The 16,642-nt window shown below is 55.0% G+C and carries 14 protein-coding genes; 3 read left to right on the forward strand and 11 right to left on the reverse strand.

The features are described from left to right. Positions 1 to 5: 5 nt before the first annotated feature. Both potA and ACT3UM_RS08475 read right to left on the reverse strand, forming a co-directional pair. Positions 6 to 1,187 (reverse strand): polyamine ABC transporter ATP-binding protein, encoded by a 1,182-nt coding sequence (gene potA, locus ACT3UM_RS08470; protein ID WP_498897853.1) that lies wholly within the window; start codon positions 1,185 to 1,187, stop codon positions 6 to 8. Between the two features lie 99 nt (positions 1,188 to 1,286). Further along, the gene (locus tag ACT3UM_RS08475; RefSeq protein ID WP_498897854.1) at positions 1,287 to 2,390 is read right to left on the reverse strand and encodes a polyamine ABC transporter substrate-binding protein; all 1,104 of its coding nucleotides are present in this window, start codon (positions 2,388 to 2,390) and stop codon (positions 1,287 to 1,289) included. Positions 2,391 to 2,795: 405 nt separating this feature from the next. Here ACT3UM_RS08475 and ahpC point away from each other — a divergent pair, with 405 nt between their 5' ends. Both ahpC and ahpF read left to right on the forward strand, forming a co-directional pair. Beyond that, positions 2,796 to 3,359 carry an alkyl hydroperoxide reductase subunit C gene (gene ahpC / locus ACT3UM_RS08480; RefSeq protein ID WP_498897856.1) on the forward strand — a complete coding sequence of 188 codons (564 nt, stop codon included), beginning with the start codon at positions 2,796 to 2,798 and terminating at the stop codon, positions 3,357 to 3,359. A 173-nt stretch (positions 3,360 to 3,532) separates the two neighbouring features. Then, the gene (gene ahpF / locus ACT3UM_RS08485) at positions 3,533 to 5,089 is read left to right on the forward strand and encodes an alkyl hydroperoxide reductase subunit F (RefSeq protein ID WP_498897858.1); all 1,557 of its coding nucleotides are present in this window, start codon (positions 3,533 to 3,535) and stop codon (positions 5,087 to 5,089) included. An 81-nt stretch (positions 5,090 to 5,170) separates the two neighbouring features. Here the strand turns inward: ahpF and phaC are convergent, their stop codons facing one another. The 5 genes from phaC to prmB all read right to left on the reverse strand — a co-directional run bounded on the left by phaC (position 5,171) and on the right by prmB (position 10,380). Further along, complete coding sequence (gene phaC / locus ACT3UM_RS08490) at positions 5,171 to 7,102, reverse strand: class I poly(R)-hydroxyalkanoic acid synthase (RefSeq protein ID WP_498897860.1); 1,932 nt, start codon at positions 7,100 to 7,102, stop codon at positions 5,171 to 5,173. A 118-nt stretch (positions 7,103 to 7,220) separates the two neighbouring features. Then, on the reverse strand, positions 7,221 to 7,631 hold the full coding sequence (locus ACT3UM_RS08495; protein WP_035584005.1) for a phasin family protein: 411 nt from the start codon (positions 7,629 to 7,631) through the stop codon (positions 7,221 to 7,223). Between the two features lie 167 nt (positions 7,632 to 7,798). Continuing rightward, complete coding sequence (locus ACT3UM_RS08500; RefSeq protein WP_498897863.1) at positions 7,799 to 8,230, reverse strand: hypothetical protein; 432 nt, start codon at positions 8,228 to 8,230, stop codon at positions 7,799 to 7,801. Between the two features lie 85 nt (positions 8,231 to 8,315). Next, positions 8,316 to 9,407, reverse strand: a complete 1,092-nt coding sequence (gene aroC, locus ACT3UM_RS08505; protein WP_498897865.1) for a chorismate synthase — start codon at positions 9,405 to 9,407, stop codon at positions 8,316 to 8,318. A 13-nt stretch (positions 9,408 to 9,420) separates the two neighbouring features. Continuing rightward, positions 9,421 to 10,380: a 50S ribosomal protein L3 N(5)-glutamine methyltransferase gene (prmB, locus tag ACT3UM_RS08510; protein ID WP_498897867.1), complete on the reverse strand. Its 960-nt coding sequence runs from the start codon at positions 10,378 to 10,380 to the stop codon at positions 9,421 to 9,423. Between the two features lie 174 nt (positions 10,381 to 10,554). On the opposite strand from prmB, the gene ACT3UM_RS08515 reads away from it, so the two are divergent. Then, positions 10,555 to 11,124 (forward strand): Smr/MutS family protein, encoded by a 570-nt coding sequence (locus ACT3UM_RS08515; RefSeq protein ID WP_498897869.1) that lies wholly within the window; start codon positions 10,555 to 10,557, stop codon positions 11,122 to 11,124. Between the two features lie 4 nt (positions 11,125 to 11,128). Here ACT3UM_RS08515 and ACT3UM_RS08520 read toward each other — a convergent pair whose 3' ends face one another. The 4 genes from ACT3UM_RS08520 to ACT3UM_RS08535 all read right to left on the reverse strand — a co-directional run bounded on the left by ACT3UM_RS08520 (position 11,129) and on the right by ACT3UM_RS08535 (position 16,610). Then, a complete protein-coding gene (locus ACT3UM_RS08520) occupies positions 11,129 to 12,157 on the reverse strand; it encodes a patatin-like phospholipase family protein (protein WP_498897871.1) in 1,029 nt (342 codons plus the stop codon). Between the two features lie 14 nt (positions 12,158 to 12,171). Next, entirely contained in the window at positions 12,172 to 13,077 is a 906-nt protein-coding gene (locus ACT3UM_RS08525; protein ID WP_498897873.1) for an alpha/beta fold hydrolase, read from the reverse strand. A gap of 237 nt (positions 13,078 to 13,314) precedes the next feature. Continuing rightward, the gene (locus ACT3UM_RS08530) at positions 13,315 to 15,906 is read right to left on the reverse strand and encodes an ABC transporter permease (protein WP_498897875.1); all 2,592 of its coding nucleotides are present in this window, start codon (positions 15,904 to 15,906) and stop codon (positions 13,315 to 13,317) included. Next, complete coding sequence (locus ACT3UM_RS08535) at positions 15,903 to 16,610, reverse strand: ABC transporter ATP-binding protein (RefSeq protein WP_498898028.1); 708 nt, start codon at positions 16,608 to 16,610, stop codon at positions 15,903 to 15,905. Before ACT3UM_RS08535 ends, ACT3UM_RS08530 begins: the two co-directional genes overlap by 4 nt. Positions 16,611 to 16,642: the final 32 nt, after the last annotated feature.

Here is a 16,642-nt window from a genome sequence, read left to right on the forward strand (position 1 = left end):
TGCCATCAGCGATTGAGTACAATCGTGCTGTGATCTTCCCAGTAGACATAGACGTTGTCTTCCCAGGTGGGGCGATCACCGCGACGCTCGGTATTGGCCATACTGACCTTAATGATCTGGCCTGACGGTGTGCGCACGTAATAGAGCGAGAAACCACCTAAGTAGGCGATATCGTCCACCTTGCCTTCCGCCCAGTTATATTCAGTGGTGGGTTTCTCGCGGGTAAGCCAGATTTTTTCAGGCCTAAGTGCGACCCAAACCCGACGATTCGACGCCTGAGTGGTAATACCATGATCAATATAGATGGGGCGCTCAAGCGCGGGGGCAACAATGCGGCAGTGGTCGGCTGCGTCTTCGATAATCTCGCCTTCGAACAGATTCACCGTGCCGACGAATTCCGCCACCATGCGGCTCACCGGGCTTTCATAAATATCGATGGGCGAGCCTATCTGTTCGATCCAGCCATCGGCCATAATCGCCACACGGTCGGCCATGGTCATCGCCTCTTCCTGATCGTGGGTGACCATAATGCAGGTAACGCCGACCTGCTCGATGATTTCCACCACCTCTAGCTGCATTTCCGTGCGCAGCTTTTTATCCAGCGCGCCCATCGGTTCGTCTAGCAGTAGCAGCTTGGGCCGTTTGGCCAGCGAACGCGCCAGTGCCACTCGCTGGCGCTGGCCACCCGAGAGCTGATGCGGCTTGCGCTTGGCAAAGCGCTGCATATGCACCAGTTTGAGCATTTGCTCGACGCGAGCGTCGATATCCGCTTTGGGCAGTTTGTCCTGCTTTAAGCCAAAGGCAATATTCTGCGCCACTGTCATATGCGGAAATAGCGCATAGGACTGGAACATCATATTGATAGGCCGCTTGTGCGGGGGCATCGCGGTGATATTTTCACCGTCTAGTAGAATGCGGCCTTCTGTTGGGGTTTCAAAGCCCGCCAGCATCCGCAGCAGGGTTGACTTACCTGACCCAGAACCACCCAATAGCGCGAAGATTTCTCCGCGCTTAACCTGCAAATTGACATCATCCACCGCCAGCGCATCATCAAACCGCTTGCTTAAGCGTTTAACTTCCAGCACCACATCCTCAGCGAACCGCGGGGTTTTACCCTGGGGCCGCGACGTTAAAGGCGTGATGGGTGAAGCAGATGAAGGCTCGTTCGACAGGGGCGTAGTGACCATTCGCCACTCCCATCAAAAGGCCCGGAAATCCGGGCATTAAAAAAGACGAACAGCGAGCCTGCGTATCAACCCCAGGCTCGCCGTCGGATAAGTGTCGCTTTAACGCCCCGACTTCACGCGGTTCCAAATACGCGTGCGGGCACGTAGCACATCTTGAGGCTTTTCGGCCTGGACGTATAGGTTTTGCATGACCTCGGTTTCCGGGTAAATAGCCGGGTCATTGAGGATCTCATCGGAGAGATATTCATTGGCCGCCGCGTTAGGGTTGGCATAACGCACGTACTCAGTAATTTCAGCGGCGATTTCCGGGTCGAGAATAAAGTTGATAAAGGCATGGGCGTTTTCAGTGTTCGGCGCGTCAGCGGGTACCGCCATCATATCGAACCAGAGCGCTGCGCCTTCTTTCGGAATGCTGTAACCAATACTGAACTCGCGCCCCGCTTCTTCAGCACGCTCGGCGGCCTGGAAAATATCGCCAGAATAGCCTGCGGCCACGCATATATCACCATTGGCCAGATCGGACACATAGCGCGAAGAGTGGAAGTAGGTCATGTCGTCGCGCACTTCGGCAATCAATTCGCCAGCGGCTTCAATATCATCCAGATTTTCACTCAGGGGATCAAACCCTAGGTACGCCATGGCTGGCGAGAGCATTTCATCAGCGGAATCCAGCATCGACAAGCCACAGCCCGCCTCGCTCAACGCGGCGGTTATTTCCGGATCAAACAGCAGCGCCCAGCTATCTACCGGCGCGTCGTCACCCAAAATTTCTTTAACGCGATCAACGTTATAGCCAATCCCATTGGTGCCCCACATATAAGGAACCGAGTATTCGCTACCCGCGTCGATAGTTTCCAAGTTGGCCATCAGTTCGGGGTTGAGATTGTCTAAATTGGGCAGTAGCTCATGGTCAAGCGGCTGGAAAACACCGGCCTTCACTTGGCGGGTAAAGTAGTAAGTAGAGGGTACTACCACATCGTAGCCGGAGCGCCCGGCGAGCAGTGCGGCATCCAAGATTTCATTGCTGTCATAAACGTCATAGGTCACTTCAATGCCGGTACGCTCGGTAAATTTTTCCAGCGTTTCCGGGGCAATGTAGTCTGACCAGTTAAACACCCGCACCTCTTCGGCGTGGGCAGCGCTAGCCGCTGCGGCGAATGAGATAGCCGCAACGGCCGCGGAAAGTTTGTGGATGTTCCCCATTATCACTGCTCCTGTTTTCCTAACTATTTTAGTAAACGATTCAGCCAAATAATTTGCCAAGTGTTGCCTATCACAATTGTTGCCTATCAAGTGCTTCTTACCCAATGCGCTCCAAAGCCTGCCATCAGGGGCTAACAATAGCGTAGGCCATAATGCTGACCGTGCGAATTTTGCGGTGCAGTGACGGCTACCGCAAGCCAATGTGAAAAATTCTTGTATTTTGCCCTACCGACCCCATTAAGTAGCAGGTAAAACGATGTTCTTTGATACCAATGCTCTTTTATCCGCCAATAGAGCAACGCTATTGGCTGGATGGCTTTTTTTAATTTTAGACATTAGTCGCTAGCCGTTAGTATTAGCCATACTTTATAAACCCTACACTCATGACACCAGGAGACTATCTCAATGTCCTTGATCAACACTGAAGTAAAGCCGTTTAAAGCTACCGCTTACCTGAATGGCGAATTTGTCGATGTGACTGAAACGGATCTACAAGGCCAGTGGTCTATTTTCTTCTTCTACCCGGCCGACTTTACTTTCGTTTGCCCGACTGAGCTTGGCGATTTGGCCGATCACTACGCTGAATTCAAGAAGTTGGGCGTTGAAATCTACAGTGTTTCAACCGATACCCACTTTACGCACAAAGCCTGGCACGACAGCTCTGAAACTATCGGCAAACTGCAGTACCCGATGATTGCTGATCCGACGCTGCGCATTTCACGCAACTTCGAAGTGTTGATTGAAGAAGCGGGGCTTGCTGAGCGCGGCACCTTTGTCGTCGACCCCGATGGCAAAATCCAGATTGTTGAAATCAACGCTGGCAACATCGGTCGTAATGCTGAAGAGCTGCTGCGTAAAGTGAAAGCCGCTCAATACGTTCGTGCCAACCCGAACGAAGTATGCCCGGCCAAATGGAAAGAAGGTGAAGAAACACTGGCACCTTCACTGGATCTTGTAGGCAAAATCTAAACCGCCTACGGCTTTCACGCGCTTGCTCTTATTTGCGTGGCGCAAGAGCGTGCAGGTTCAACGCCCGGGTTTCGCCCGGGCGTTCTGTTTTAAAACAGTTTTAAATTATTAATGATTAGCACCGTCACACGCGTGTATTTAATACGTCTGTTACTTGCGAGGAAGCTACTGTCATGCTGGACGCCAATTTAAAATCCCAGTTGAAAGCCTATCTGGAAAAAGTGACTCAGCCGTTCGAGATTGTTGCCTCCCTCGATGACGGTGCCAAGTCACAAGAACTTCTCGGCCTGCTTGAGGACATCAGCAGCCTGAGCGATAAGATTACGCTACACAGCGACGGCCAGGACGACCGCAAGCCATCGTTTGCAATCAACCGCCCCGGCGAAGAGACGGGCGTGGTGTTTGCTGGCATCCCCATGGGCCACGAGTTCACATCGCTGGTGTTAGCGCTGCTGCAAGTCGGCGGCCATCCACCCAAAACCTCTGATGAGCTACTCAAGCAAATTAAAGAGCTCGACGGCGAGATGCTTTTCGAGACTTACTACTCGCTCTCCTGCCAAAACTGCCCTGACGTGGTTCAAGCGCTTAACCTGATGGCTATTTTCAACCCGAAGGTGCGCCATGTCGCTATCGACGGCGCGCTGTTCCAGGATGAAGTCGAGTCGCGGGAAATCATGTCGGTACCGAGCATCTACCTGAACGGTAAGCCGTTCGATCAAGGCCGTATGGCCCTTGAGCAGATTTTGGCCAAAGTGGATACCGGTGCCGCCGAACGCGATGCCAAAAAGCTAAACGAGAAAGCTGCTTTTGATACGCTCATCATTGGTGGTGGCCCAGCAGGCGCTTCCGCTGCTATTTATTCTGCCCGTAAAGGCATTAATACCGGCGTTGCAGCTGAACGCTTCGGTGGTCAGGTGGTAGATACTCTGGGCATTGAGAACTTTATCTCGGTTTCGTATACCGAAGGCCCAAAACTGGTTAGCGCGCTTGAAGAGCACGTGAAAGAGTACGAAGTCGATGTCATGAACCTGCAGCTTGCCACCGCCTTTAAAGCTGCCGAGACGGAAGGTGGTTTGCACGAAGTCACTTTTGAGTCCGGCGCGGCGCTTAAGAGCAAAACCCTGGTATTGGCGACAGGCGCCCGCTGGCGCGAAATGAATGTGCCTGGCGAACAGCAGTATCGCAACAAAGGCGTTGCCTATTGCCCCCACTGTGACGGCCCACTGTTCAAAGGTAAGCGGGTAGCAGTGATTGGTGGCGGTAACTCCGGCGTTGAAGCAGCGATTGATCTGGCGGGTATTGTCGGCCATGTCACGCTGGTGGAGTTTATGGGTGAGATGCGCGCAGACGCGGTGTTGCAGAAAAAGCTTAAGAGCCTGCCTAACGTCGAGATTATTCTCAACGCACAAACCACTGAAGTCACTGGTGATGGTAGCCGTGTTAATGGCTTGAACTATAAAGACCGCACGTCTGATGAGAGCAAATCCATCGCGCTGGAAGGTATCTTTGTTCAGATTGGTCTGGTGCCTAACACCGAGTGGTTAAAAGGCTCTCCGATTGAGATGACGCCCCGCGGTGAGATCATCGTCGATGCCCACGGTATGACCTCCGTACCCGGCGTATTCGCCGCGGGCGATGTGACTACCGTGCCCTATAAGCAGATCATTATTGCCATGGGCGAAGGCGCCAAGGCATCGTTGGGTGCTTTCGACTACTTAATTCGTAATTGAACCATGATAAAACGAAGCCCGCTGATTTCAGCGGGCTTTTTTGGGTTTTGATATCAGCGACGACGCCATTAAGACACGCCATTAAGACTTAGACGGGATTTCTCCCAGCACTTCCGGAATGGTGGTTTTCACATAGCGCCCTGGCGCAGGCTCGATCACCTTGAGCTCGCCGTCACCGGGTTGACGTACAGGCAGCATTTTTTCGCTATCGGCATAGCCATTGTCGGTCATCCACGCCTGCCAATGGGGCCACCAGGAACCTTCCTGAGCCTTAGCGCTTTCCAGCCACGCCTCATGACTTTCCGGCAGTGCGTCGTTCGTCCAGTAGCCATACTTGTTCTTATGGGGCGGGTTAACGATACCCGCGATATGCCCCGAGCCGCCTAGTACAAAGGTAACCGGCCCCTTGGGAAGCAAGGCCCCGTAGTAAGTACTGTTCCACTTGGCAATATGGTCTTCTTTGGTAGACACAAAGTAGCTGGGCGCCGATACCTTACGCAGATCAATTTTCACCCCATCCAGCTCGATACCTCCTGGCTCAACCAGGCGATTCTCCAAATACATATGACGCAAATACCAGGCATGGGTGCCTGCCGCTAAATTAGTACCATCGGTATTCCAATAGAGCAGATCAAAGGCAGCGGGCGTCTCGCCCTTCAAGTAATTATTAATATAGAACGACCAAAACAGATCATTCTCACGGAGCAGGTTGAAGGTGTAAGCCATAGAGCGTCCATCAAGGTAGCCCTTGGCTTCTAGCGTTTGCTCAATCCCCTCAACCACCCGCTCATTAAGAAATACGCCGATGTCGCCAGGGTCACGGAAATCCTGCAGCGTGGCCATATAGGTCACCGACTTTACTTTGCGCCCGCGCCGGGTGCTGGTCAGGTACGCCACCGTTGAGGCGGTTAACGTACCGCCGACGCAGTAGCTGAGCAGGTTCACCGACTTCTCGCCACAGGCCTGTTCGATGGCTTCCATGGCGCTAATTGGTCCCATCTGCATATAGTCGGCCCAGGTGATATCTCTCTGCTCCGGGCCAGGATTACGCCAGGAGATCAGAAATACCGTATGACCTTGATCCACGAGCCATTTCACCATGGAGTTATCTTCACGCAAATCGAGAATGTAGTACTTATTGATCCACGGCGGCACCATTAGCAGCGGTGTTTTAAAGGTCTTTTCCGTGGTTGGCGTGTACTGGATCAACTGGATCAATTCGTTTTCATACACCACCGAACCGGGCGTTACGGCGATGTTTTCGCCCACACCAAAGGCGGCCCGGTCTGTCATGCGGACATTGATGCCTTCACCAGAGTTACCTAAATCTTCACGTAGGCGGGCTAAACCATCCACCAGGTTTTGACCACGGGTTTCAATGGTGCGCCGCATGACCTCAGGATTAGTGGTCATAAAGTTAGTCGGTGCCATCGCATTGACCAACTGGCGGGCGTAAAAGCCCAAATTACGCTTATGGGTTTCGTCCAAGCCACCTAAGCTTTCAACCAGTTCTTCCACCATCTGCGAGAACAGCAAATACTGCTGCATAATGGACATATAGTTTGGATCTTGCGTCCAGGCGTCGTCTTTAAAGCGACGGTCACCCTTGTCGGGCATAATCAGCGGCGTGACCTGCTCACCAGCCATACTACGCATGGCCTGTTGCCACAATAACCACTGATCTTGGAGTAATCGGGTTTGGGTCTCCCACAGCAGGGTGGGGTTTTGCATCAGCGACTGAGCACCCGCTTCAAAGCTTTCGCGCATATCACTGTAAATGGAGTCGGCGGCTTCACTGGGTGCGATACGGGAAAGCAGATCCTGCATCAATCCTTGGTACTGTTCACCTATCTCTTTAAGCTGATTATTCCAGGCTTCAATCTCTTCTGGAGATAACCCTTCAGGCAGTCCTTGAGAAAACCCTTTAGATAACCCTTCGCTATATCCCTGAGACAGGCTTTCAGAGAGCCCCTGCGATATTGCCTGGAACGGATTGTGCCACGCTGACTGCATACTTATTCTCCCCACGCCTATCTTCGGGCGCACCAACCGCTTTGGCTATGTAAGCATATATAAATTTAAGCTTATAAATGCATCGCGGCGCCCTTAGGCGCCGCGATGAGTTCGCTAATCAGCTCTTGCGCGAGGACTGACTGGAGGCTTTGGCAGGTTGCTCGCCTTTAGTAGCCGCCTTGGCTTGCTCAGACATTTGCTGACCGGCTTCGCTGAACATCTTTTCCATTTCAGACTTGAACTGCAGGCTCATCTCGCTCATTACACGCGCGTCTTCCTGCATCTGCTGGGAAAGCTCGTTCATCATTTCAGCTTGCTTCGTGCCAAAATCACGCAGACTTTCTGCGTCTTGAATTTCAGTGGCGCTACGAATGCGCTCGGTACCCATCTGGCTGTAGCGCTTCATGGCTTCCAGCTGATACTGGGTCATTTTTTCCATGTTGTTGAGCATCAGCGAATTAATTTTGCGCATCGGCTCAAACATTTGCTTAGTTTGGGCGTTAAAGGCGTCCATCATATTGTCTTGCATAGTGTCTGCTCCTGTTTCGTTCCTTGGCATGAGCCTTGGAGTGACTCATCGTGATGTAGCTTTATCCTGCTTTACATTGTCCTGCTTTACTTTAACTTGCTGCGCTGCAAAAAGAGTAGCTTTTACCATGCTGCATTGCAACATACTTCCGTTCGCGCTCTTACCTACTAACTTTTTGCTCGAGAGCGGGAAGAGGCGCTGGCTTTGGCCTTAGCACTCTTCTCGCTTGATGACGCTTTATCCGAGGAGTCCGGCGACGCTTCATTCGACGCAGAGTGACGCGCTTGTTTATCTGTCGCCGCCGTTTCTCCAGGGGTACCTGCTTGGCGCAGCATATCCAGCATCATTTGCTGGTAAGTGCCAAAGTTGGCTAGTCCTTGAGACAATCCTTCAGATAACCCCTGGGAGAGCCCTTGCTGCATCATCGGCTGCTGGAGGAAAGGCCGCATCAGACTCATGGGGTCATAACCTTCTACACCAGACTCCATCTGCCGTTGAATATTTTCCAGCAGGTTTTTCTGGAAAGCTTCGACATCCGGCAGACCCAATGAGCGGCGAAATTCATCTGGGGTAAGATCAAACTCAACGTTAATCTTCATAGGCGGCTCCTGCCTTGTTTGCCCTCAGGGGGCTACATTGTTTTGTTTGAGTGTAGCAGCGAACTGCAAACTCCACCGTGTTGCGTTAGCGCTGAGTTAAACGCGGCGTATCAACGTTCACCTCTCCATTTTGTCCGCGCTGACGCAGCCAGTGATCCAGCAGTGTGATGGCCATCATCGCCTCAGCAATAGGCGTTGCGCGAATACCCACGCAGGGGTCGTGACGTCCTTTAGTAATCACCTCCACCGCTTGGCCATGGATATCAATAGACCGGCCCGGCGTGGTGATACTGGACGTCGGCTTTAGTGCCAAGCGAGCCACAATAGGCTGGCCGCTGGAGATACCGCCTAACACGCCACCCGCATGATTGGAGAGAAAGCCTTCGGGCGTCATCTCGTCACGGTGCTCACTACCCCGCTGATCAACACAGCCAAACCCTGCACCTATCTCAACACCTTTTACCGCATTGATACTCATCAAACCATGCGCCAGATCAGCATCCAGGCGGTCGAAGACTGGTTCGCCCAGCCCCACCGGTACCCCTTCGGCAATCACGGTGATCTCAGCGCCGACCGAGTCCTGGTCACGGCGCAGTTGATCCATATAGGCTTCCAGTTCGGCTATGCGCTCCGGATCGGGGCAGAAGAAGGCATTCTGGCCCACCGACTCCCACTGTTTGAACTCAATCTTGATCGGGCCCAGCTGGCTCATATAGCCGCGAATCTGCACCCCTTGGGCGGCCAAATATTTCTTGGCAATCGCCCCAGCCGCCACTCGCATGGCGGTTTCCCGAGCACTGGATCGCCCGCCACCGCGGTAGTCCCGGTGGCCATATTTATGGTGGTAGGTGTAATCCGCATGCGCTGGCCGAAACTGCTCCTTAATTTTTGAGTAGTCGTTGGAGCGCTGGTCGGTATTCTCAATTAACAGACCAATCGAGGTACCGGTGGTCTTGCCTTCAAACACCCCGGATAGAATGCGCACCTGATCAGGCTCTTTGCGCTGGGTGGTATGCCGCGAACTGCCCGGCCTGCGGCGATCCAAATCATGCTGCAAATCGGCTTCGCTTAACGCTAGCCCCGGCGGGCAGCCGTCAATGATCGCGCCGAGCGCAGGGCCGTGGCTCTCACCGAAGGTAGTGACGGTAAATAGTTTGCCAAAGGTATTGCCAGACATGGCGGTTAGTTCCTCACTGGAAAGACGCCGCATGGGCGTCGAGTTCAGCGGCGCTCAAGGCAAACACGCCCTGGCCGCCACGCTCGAATTCAAGCCACAGGAAAGGTACGTCGGAAAACGCGGCTTCCACATGGCGATCAGAGTTGCCGACTTCTACAATCAACCAGCCTTCATCGGTTAGGTGTTCCCGCGCTTCGCGCAGTATACGCCGCACAATATCCAGGCCATCGCTACCTGCGCCCAGCGCTAATGAGGGTTCATGGCGAAACTCGGCGGGCATGGTGGCAAGGTCGCGGGCATCCACGTAGGGCGGATTGGAGACGATGAGATCAAAACGCCGCCCCTCCAAGCCATTGAACACATCCGACTCGACCGCTCGCACCCGGTCACCCACGTCGTGGCGGGTAATATTTTGCCGTGCCACGGCGAGGGCATCCTGGCTGATATCGGCAAGCACTACTTCGCAGGTGGGTAAATAGAGCGCCGTGGCAATGCCGATACAGCCGGAACCGGTGCATAGATCCAGTACGCTGGCGGGCGGCTCTTCGGGGAACCAGGCGGCAAAGCCATCCTCAATCAGCTCGGCAATCGGCGAGCGCGGAATCAGCACGCGCTCATCAACGCTAAACGGGTGACCGGCAAAGAAACTCTCGCCGAGCAGATAAGGCAGCGGACGACGGCTAGTTACTCGCTCTCGTGCCAGGGCAATAATCCGCTGGCGTTCAACGGGTAGCAGTCGCGCCTCAAGGACACTGGGGTCAATATTCCACGGCAGGTGTAGCGCGCCTAAGCAGAGCGCTACGGCTTCATCCCAGGCAGAATCGGTACCATGACCATAGTGTAGGCCCGCCAGATAGAACTCGCTGGAGACCCAACGTAGGTAGTCGCGCAGGGTAAATAGCTGGCTTACCAGCAACGACTCCGACAGGGAAAGGGTTGAGTGTGAATGCTCAACGTTTAGATGCGTGGTCACAGCGGCTCCTGGTTAACGATACTCATAGTGGCAGGCCACAAAGCCTGAACCATACAATAAATAAAAGATTGTACCTTTCACGCTGCCCGGTTCACAGCTACGCTCAGCCCGCTATACTGTGCTCCTTTAGTTGATTCACCCTTTTGCCATCTTTTCGACCACCCGAGCCTGCACATGACGCGACGCCGCCACCTGCCAAATGATGACGATATCAGTGCCTTCCGCGACGCCTTGAAGGCGGCGGGGGTACGCCCTATCGCCACCAATCAGGCCGATCCCGGCAAGCCTAAACGCGACAGTAAGGCTCATGAGGCGCGACGCACTGCGGCGGTTGAGAACAGCACACCGCAGGCTAGCGGGCGTACCTCGGATGGCCGCGTAGAGCCTGTGCGGCCCTCTGAGTACCTGGAGTTCAGTGTGCCCGACTTGCCATGGCGCACCTTTAGTCAGCTAAAACGCGGCCAAACGGCGTGGCAGGCTGGGCTCGATCTGCATGGTTATACACTGGAGGAGGCGCGCACGGAGCTGGAGAGTTTTCTGCTTGATTCAGCGGGGCAAGGTTTGCGCTGCGTGCTGGTGGTGCACGGCAAGGCGTGGGGCACCACCTCGGACTTTCCGGTACTCAAAAGCCATACCAATACCTGGCTACGGGAGTGGCCCGGGGTGCTGGCGTTCTGCTCGGCCATTGATATCGACGGTGGTACCGGGGCGGTGTATATATTGCTACGCAAGCGTGGTCAGTAGGCCTCTACTCGGTAGCGTCAGAAGCAATGCTGGGCATGCGCCGCTCTAGTGCTTCGTCGGCCAAGTGCCGTCCTAGGCGGATCAAATCTCTACCGCGGTGAAATTCATAGGTACTGCAGACGGTTTTGGGTATCTCGATTAATACATCGGGTGGGTAGCCCGCGACTTTGTATTTGGCCAGCGCCGCCTGGGTAATATCAAACGACTCCAGGATCATATCCAGCTTGCTCCATTCGCGCTTGCCGCGCGCTTCAGTGGTCTCTGTCAGCTCGTCTTCATCTTCCTCCCCAGCACCCAGCCCGGCCCATAGCTTACGCGTAGCGATGCGTACATCGCCAAACCAATTGCCCATGTTTTGGTCTCGCTCGCGCTCTTTTTCACTACGACTATCCGTATCTTCCTGCGCTTCAGGCAGCAACTCTTCTAAGGTCACTGGCAGCGGGCTATGGGCGGTAACGTTGACGGCCACCACAAAGTCCGCCTGATGGGCTGCCACTACGGGCATGATAGGCAGCGGATTGAGCAACCCACCATCCACTAACACCTGCTCCCCCATATGCACTGGGGTGATCACCCCCGGCACGGCAATTGACGCGCGAATCGCCTGTAGTAATGGGCCATTTTGAAACCACACTTCCCGTTGACGCACCAGGTCAGTCGCCACTGTCGTCACCGGAATCGCCAGATCTTCAATCAAAATATCGCCCACCAGCGCTTCCAGCTTGTTCATGACTTTGCTGGCGCGCATCGCGCCCATGGGGCTCCAGGTCACATCGACCAGTTTGAGCACATCCAGGTAGTCGAGCTGGCACACCCAGTCACGGTACTCCGGCAACTTACCGGCGGCGTAAATACCGCCAATCAGCGCCCCCATAGAACAGCCTGACACGGCAATAATTTCGAACCCACGCGCCTCCAGCGCTTCGATCACGCCGATATGCGCGTAGCCGCGGGCGCCGCCGCTACCCAGTACCAGGGCGACTTTATTGCCACTGCTACTATTGCCACTATCCAAATGAGCCAATTCATTCATGCTGCGCTCCTTCCCTAAACGGCATCAGGCTTACCCCAGTGTCCGCCGATAACCGAGGCGACTTGTGCCACTGCCTGAGGCTCCAAGTGCAAGTGATGGCCGCCGTTGAGCACGTGACGCGTTAATCCTTTGACCGCTTGGCGCGCCTCTTGGGCCCACTTGCGCTCCCCTAAAATCCCCTCTTCACCTTCTATCAGTAGCAGCGGAGCAGTAATGTCCTTCAGTAGTGAAATAACCTGTTCGGGAGTAAAACGCACCAGGGACGGCTTTAACAGTCGGCTATCAGTACGCATTTGTACATGGCCATCGGCGGTAGGCTGGGTATTACGCTCCACTAGCGGCGTTGCCGTAATGCTATCTATCGGCGTAACGCCACCCACCACGCGGGCGGCCACGGCACTCTCGATATCGGCATAGCGCGGGGCGCGGGAAAGCGGTCGACGGTAGGCGATTAGCCCTTTACGCAGTTGGCTGGCGGCCTCTTCCACAGGGGTATTGAGCGCACCAAGACCGTCAATCAGCGTTAGCCGCTCGACACGCTCGGGCAGCGAAGCGGCGAGCAAACAGGACACTGCCGCGCCCATTGAGTGCGCTAACAAGCTGGCTTGATTAAGACCAAGTGATTCCATGGCATCGAGTACATCGTGGCAATAGTCCCAAAGGGCATAGTCGGCACCTCCTGGTACGTGCGCCGAATGGCCATGTCCGCGAAAATCGAGCGCCACAATACGAATATCCAATGCTTCTACCAACAGCGGGGCTAAACGGATGAAGCTGGCTGCATTATCCAGCCAGCCGTGTAAGGCCAGCCATGTTGGGGCATCGGCACTACCCCAACTCAGTGCCGCTAAGCGACCTTGAGCAAGCGAAAGCGGCTGCGGCGCAACAGAGTACGACGCTGTGGGGCTAGATTGGGGCATAAAAACAGTCCTGGATAAACAGCTAGTAATCCTAAAATAACCGGTAGCGTCACTGAGCCTGCAAGATGACGGCATCAGCGACAAACGTTACCATGCTAGGCATATTTTACCTCAACATAGTGTTGGTACTGTTATGAAACCACATCGCGATACACGCGCCCGTAATTGGGCCTTTTTTGTTGCTGTCATCAGCGCCGCCGTCGTCGGTTTTTGGCTCGCCAAATAAACGGTTGCACACTAGGCCTCACCGAGCAGGCCCAGGCTGGCTGCCGGTGCCTGACGACGTAACCCCCGCGAAAGCGCATGACCAATGATGCCGATCAGCAGCGCCCCGCCAATGGGGAGGAATATCCATAGCCCCAGGTGAAAACGCGGAGTGAGATCCAGCAGGTAAAGATACAGCACTGCTGACGTTAGCTCCGCAAGCACTGCGCCCATCAAACCGCTGGCAAAGCCCAACAACGCGTATTCAGCCCCTTGTACCCGTGAAATCATCCGGCTGCCTGCGCCAAATACGCGCAGCAGGCCACTTTCATGGGCACGTACTGGGAGGCTTGCGGTCAGCGCGGCGTACAACACGCTAATGCCTGCCAGTAGCACCAGGGCAAGCACTAATTCCACTGCCCGGGTAACCTGGGCGAGCACATCCCGCACCTGACCTAAAATCGCGTCCACGTTAAGCAATGAGACGCCGGGGAAGTTAGTGATTAGTTCGCGAATCAGCCCCTGCTCCGCCTCTGGCAGGTGAAAAGCGGTAATGTAGCTATGGCCAAACTGTTCCAGCACCCCCGGCGGGAAGATAACGAAGAAGTTAGGCTGGAAGCTATCCCAATTGAGGCTGCGCAGGCTGGTAATTTGGGTAGTAATCTCGTCGCTACCCACAGAGAACGTCATCTCGTCACCAATGCTTAACCCAAGTCTTTCGGCAAGTCCATCTTCCATGGAAATAGGCACCGGAGCCACCTGCTGCGTTGCCTCCACAGCGCCCATCCAGCCTTGGCTTTCCTCGCTGCTCTCACTGCCTGAGTTACTGCCCAACTGCGCTGGCGTAAACCACTCTCCAGCCACCACCTGATTGCCTTCTGGCACCTCTGATTGCCAAGTTAGGTTGAGTTCACGGCGCAGTGAGTTGTCGCCCCGCGCATCCGGCGGAACAGCGTCTCTCGGCGGCTGATCATTAATCGCAATCACCCGGCCACGCACCATCGGGTAGAGGGTGCTTTGGGTTTCCACTCGTGGTGAGACCGCGGCTTCAAAGGGGTCACGCTCGGAGGGCTGAATATTGATAGCAAAATAGTTGGGCGTATTTTCGGGTAGCTGATCCTGCCAAGTACTTAGCAAATCGCCACGCACCAACACGATCATCGCCATGGCAAAGAAAGTCACGGAGAAAGCCAGCAATTGCCCCAGCCCCGCTTGACGCCTGCGCGCTAACTGGCGGCCACCAAGCCTCAGCGCCTGTGACCACTCACTACGCCCAGAGAATCGCTGCACAACGCGTAATAGGCCGCTAAGTAGCAGCGCGCTAATCATCCACAGCACACCCAGCAAAAGCGCACCACCGATTAATAACCCAATCGCCAGTGGCAGACTGCCCGAATAGAGCCAAAGCAGCCCGCCAAACACGACACTCGCTACGCCCACGACCAGCCACGCCGAAGGTGGCAGTGGATCAAGCTCACGACGTAGTACTTTGAGAGCGCTGACTTGCTTGATACGCAGCAGCGTTGGCCCGGCAAAGCCAACTAACACAGCAAGGGCCGTGAATACTCCTAGCCCCAGGGGCATTAGCCCCGGCGGCGGGAGCGTCATGGGTAGAAAGCTCACCAACAGCCAAATCAGTACCGCTTGGCCCAGAAGCCCAAGTAGCGCCCCAATCACTGCCGCTACAAGGGCTAAGCCGAGTAATTGAAGGGTAAAAATTGTCACTAATTGGCGCTGACTGGCGCCAAAGCAGCGCAGTAGCGCAGCGGTATCCAGATGGCGCTCCACATAGCGTCGAGTAGACATTGCCACGGCCACGCCCGCTAGCAGCACCGCCGCTAAACCAGCTAATCCCAGGTAGCTTTCCGCACGCTGCAACGCATTGCCGAGTTGAGGGCGATCAACGCGCACATCGCTCACCTCTACTCCGTCGCGGCGGAGCTCGGCAAGCAGCCCCTGCACTTGATCCAGCGCTGCAGGAGCGCCTGCAGCTAAAATTTCAAACTCAACCCGCGAGCCTTCCTGAACCAGTCCAGTGGCCTCAACATCCGCCGTGTTCATCATCAGGCGCGGATTAAAATTACCAAACCCCGCGGACTGATCCGCTTCACGCTCAATAACCCCACTAACGATCAATTCGGTTTGCCCCACTTGCACCCGGTCGCCCAATTCGATCTCGACCAGTTCCATCAGTCGCGGGTCAGCCCATGCCTCTCCAGGCGGCGGACCAGAGGCTATTTGCTCAGTGCCATCGCCAAAATCCACGTAGGAGACACCGTAGTGTGGGTAGATCTCATCCACGGCTTTTAAGCTGGCGGGCTGAAAACGGCCATCGCGACTAATCATCGACACCAGATCTATCTGATCGCTAAGGACAAAGCCCGCGCTCTCCAAGCGTTCGCGCAGCTCCTCGGAAAACGGATCACGCTGCTCCAGCACCAGGTCGCCACCCAGCATCTGCCCCGCCTGGCGCTCCAAGCCGCGCTCTAAACGGTCAAGAAAAAACGCAATCATGGTGGAGGCTGCCACGGCTAATACCAAGGCAATAAACAGCGCACGCACATCAGCAGCGCGCAGATCTCGCTTAAGACTGCGCATCGCCAAACGCCAATTCACATCACTCATTGCGTGCCCTCATCAATCGCAGCCGCTGTGGGTACGGTGTTTTCAGGGACGGCCTCTAACTTGCCATGGTCTAGCCGCAGGCAACGATCACAGCGCCGCGCCAGAGCGTGGTCGTGAGTGACTAGAATAAGCGTGGTACCCGCCTCTCTATTAAGCTGGAAGAGCAGATCAATAACTTGCGCCCCGGTGTCAGGATCCAGGTTGCCGGTTGGCTCATCGGCGAATACCAGTTCAGGGTCGGTAACAAAAGCACGGGCAACGGCTACCCGCTGCTGCTCGCCACCGGATAGCTGTTTGGGTAAGTGATTTACCCGCTCGCCAAGCCCTACTCGCGTTAACCACTGAGCAGCCGTCTGTGTCTCCCCGGCACGCGGCGACAGTTCAAGAGGTAGCATCACGTTTTCAAGCGCACTCAAGGTGGGCAGCAGTTGAAAGTTTTGGAATACAAACCCCACTCGCCCAGCCCGCAGTGCGGCGCGCCCATCTTCATCCAAACGGCTTAATGCGTGGCCAAATAGCGTTAGCTCGCCGTCGCTTGGTGTATCCAGACCCGCCAACAGCCCCAGTAGAGTTGATTTGCCCGCACCGCTTTTACCTAGAATGGCGACGCTCTCTCCTGCCGCTACGCTCAGTGAAAGGTCGTGTAAGATGGTGAGCGAGCGTTCACCGCTGGTGACTTTTTTAGACAGCTTGTCCGCGTGCAGAACGGGTGGCCTAACAGCGCCGTGGGGAACAT

This window comes from Halomonas sp. AOP13-D3-9, assembly GCF_052379125.1.
Classification (GTDB): Bacteria; Pseudomonadota; Gammaproteobacteria; order Pseudomonadales; family Halomonadaceae; genus Vreelandella.

Excerpts from the sequence above, each read along its gene's own strand:
- potA (WP_498897853.1), bottom strand. The coding sequence starts at position 1,187 with ATGGTCACTACGCCCCTGTCGAACGAGCCTTCATCTGCTTCACCCATC.
- ACT3UM_RS08475 (WP_498897854.1), bottom strand. The coding sequence starts at position 2,390 with ATGGGGAACATCCACAAACTTTCCGCGGCCGTTGCGGCTATCTCATTC.
- ahpC (WP_498897856.1), top strand. The coding sequence starts at position 2,796 with ATGTCCTTGATCAACACTGAAGTAAAGCCGTTTAAAGCTACCGCTTAC.
- ahpF (WP_498897858.1), top strand. The coding sequence starts at position 3,533 with ATGCTGGACGCCAATTTAAAATCCCAGTTGAAAGCCTATCTGGAAAAA.
- phaC (WP_498897860.1), bottom strand. The coding sequence starts at position 7,102 with ATGCAGTCAGCGTGGCACAATCCGTTCCAGGCAATATCGCAGGGGCTC.
- ACT3UM_RS08495 (WP_035584005.1), bottom strand. The coding sequence starts at position 7,631 with ATGCAAGACAATATGATGGACGCCTTTAACGCCCAAACTAAGCAAATG.
- ACT3UM_RS08500 (WP_498897863.1), bottom strand. The coding sequence starts at position 8,230 with ATGAAGATTAACGTTGAGTTTGATCTTACCCCAGATGAATTTCGCCGC.
- aroC (WP_498897865.1), bottom strand. The coding sequence starts at position 9,407 with ATGTCTGGCAATACCTTTGGCAAACTATTTACCGTCACTACCTTCGGT.
- ACT3UM_RS08515 (WP_498897869.1), top strand. The coding sequence starts at position 10,555 with ATGACGCGACGCCGCCACCTGCCAAATGATGACGATATCAGTGCCTTC.
- ACT3UM_RS08520 (WP_498897871.1), bottom strand. The coding sequence starts at position 12,157 with ATGAATGAATTGGCTCATTTGGATAGTGGCAATAGTAGCAGTGGCAAT.
- ACT3UM_RS08525 (WP_498897873.1), bottom strand. The coding sequence starts at position 13,077 with ATGCCCCAATCTAGCCCCACAGCGTCGTACTCTGTTGCGCCGCAGCCG.
- ACT3UM_RS08530 (WP_498897875.1), bottom strand. The coding sequence starts at position 15,906 with ATGAGTGATGTGAATTGGCGTTTGGCGATGCGCAGTCTTAAGCGAGAT.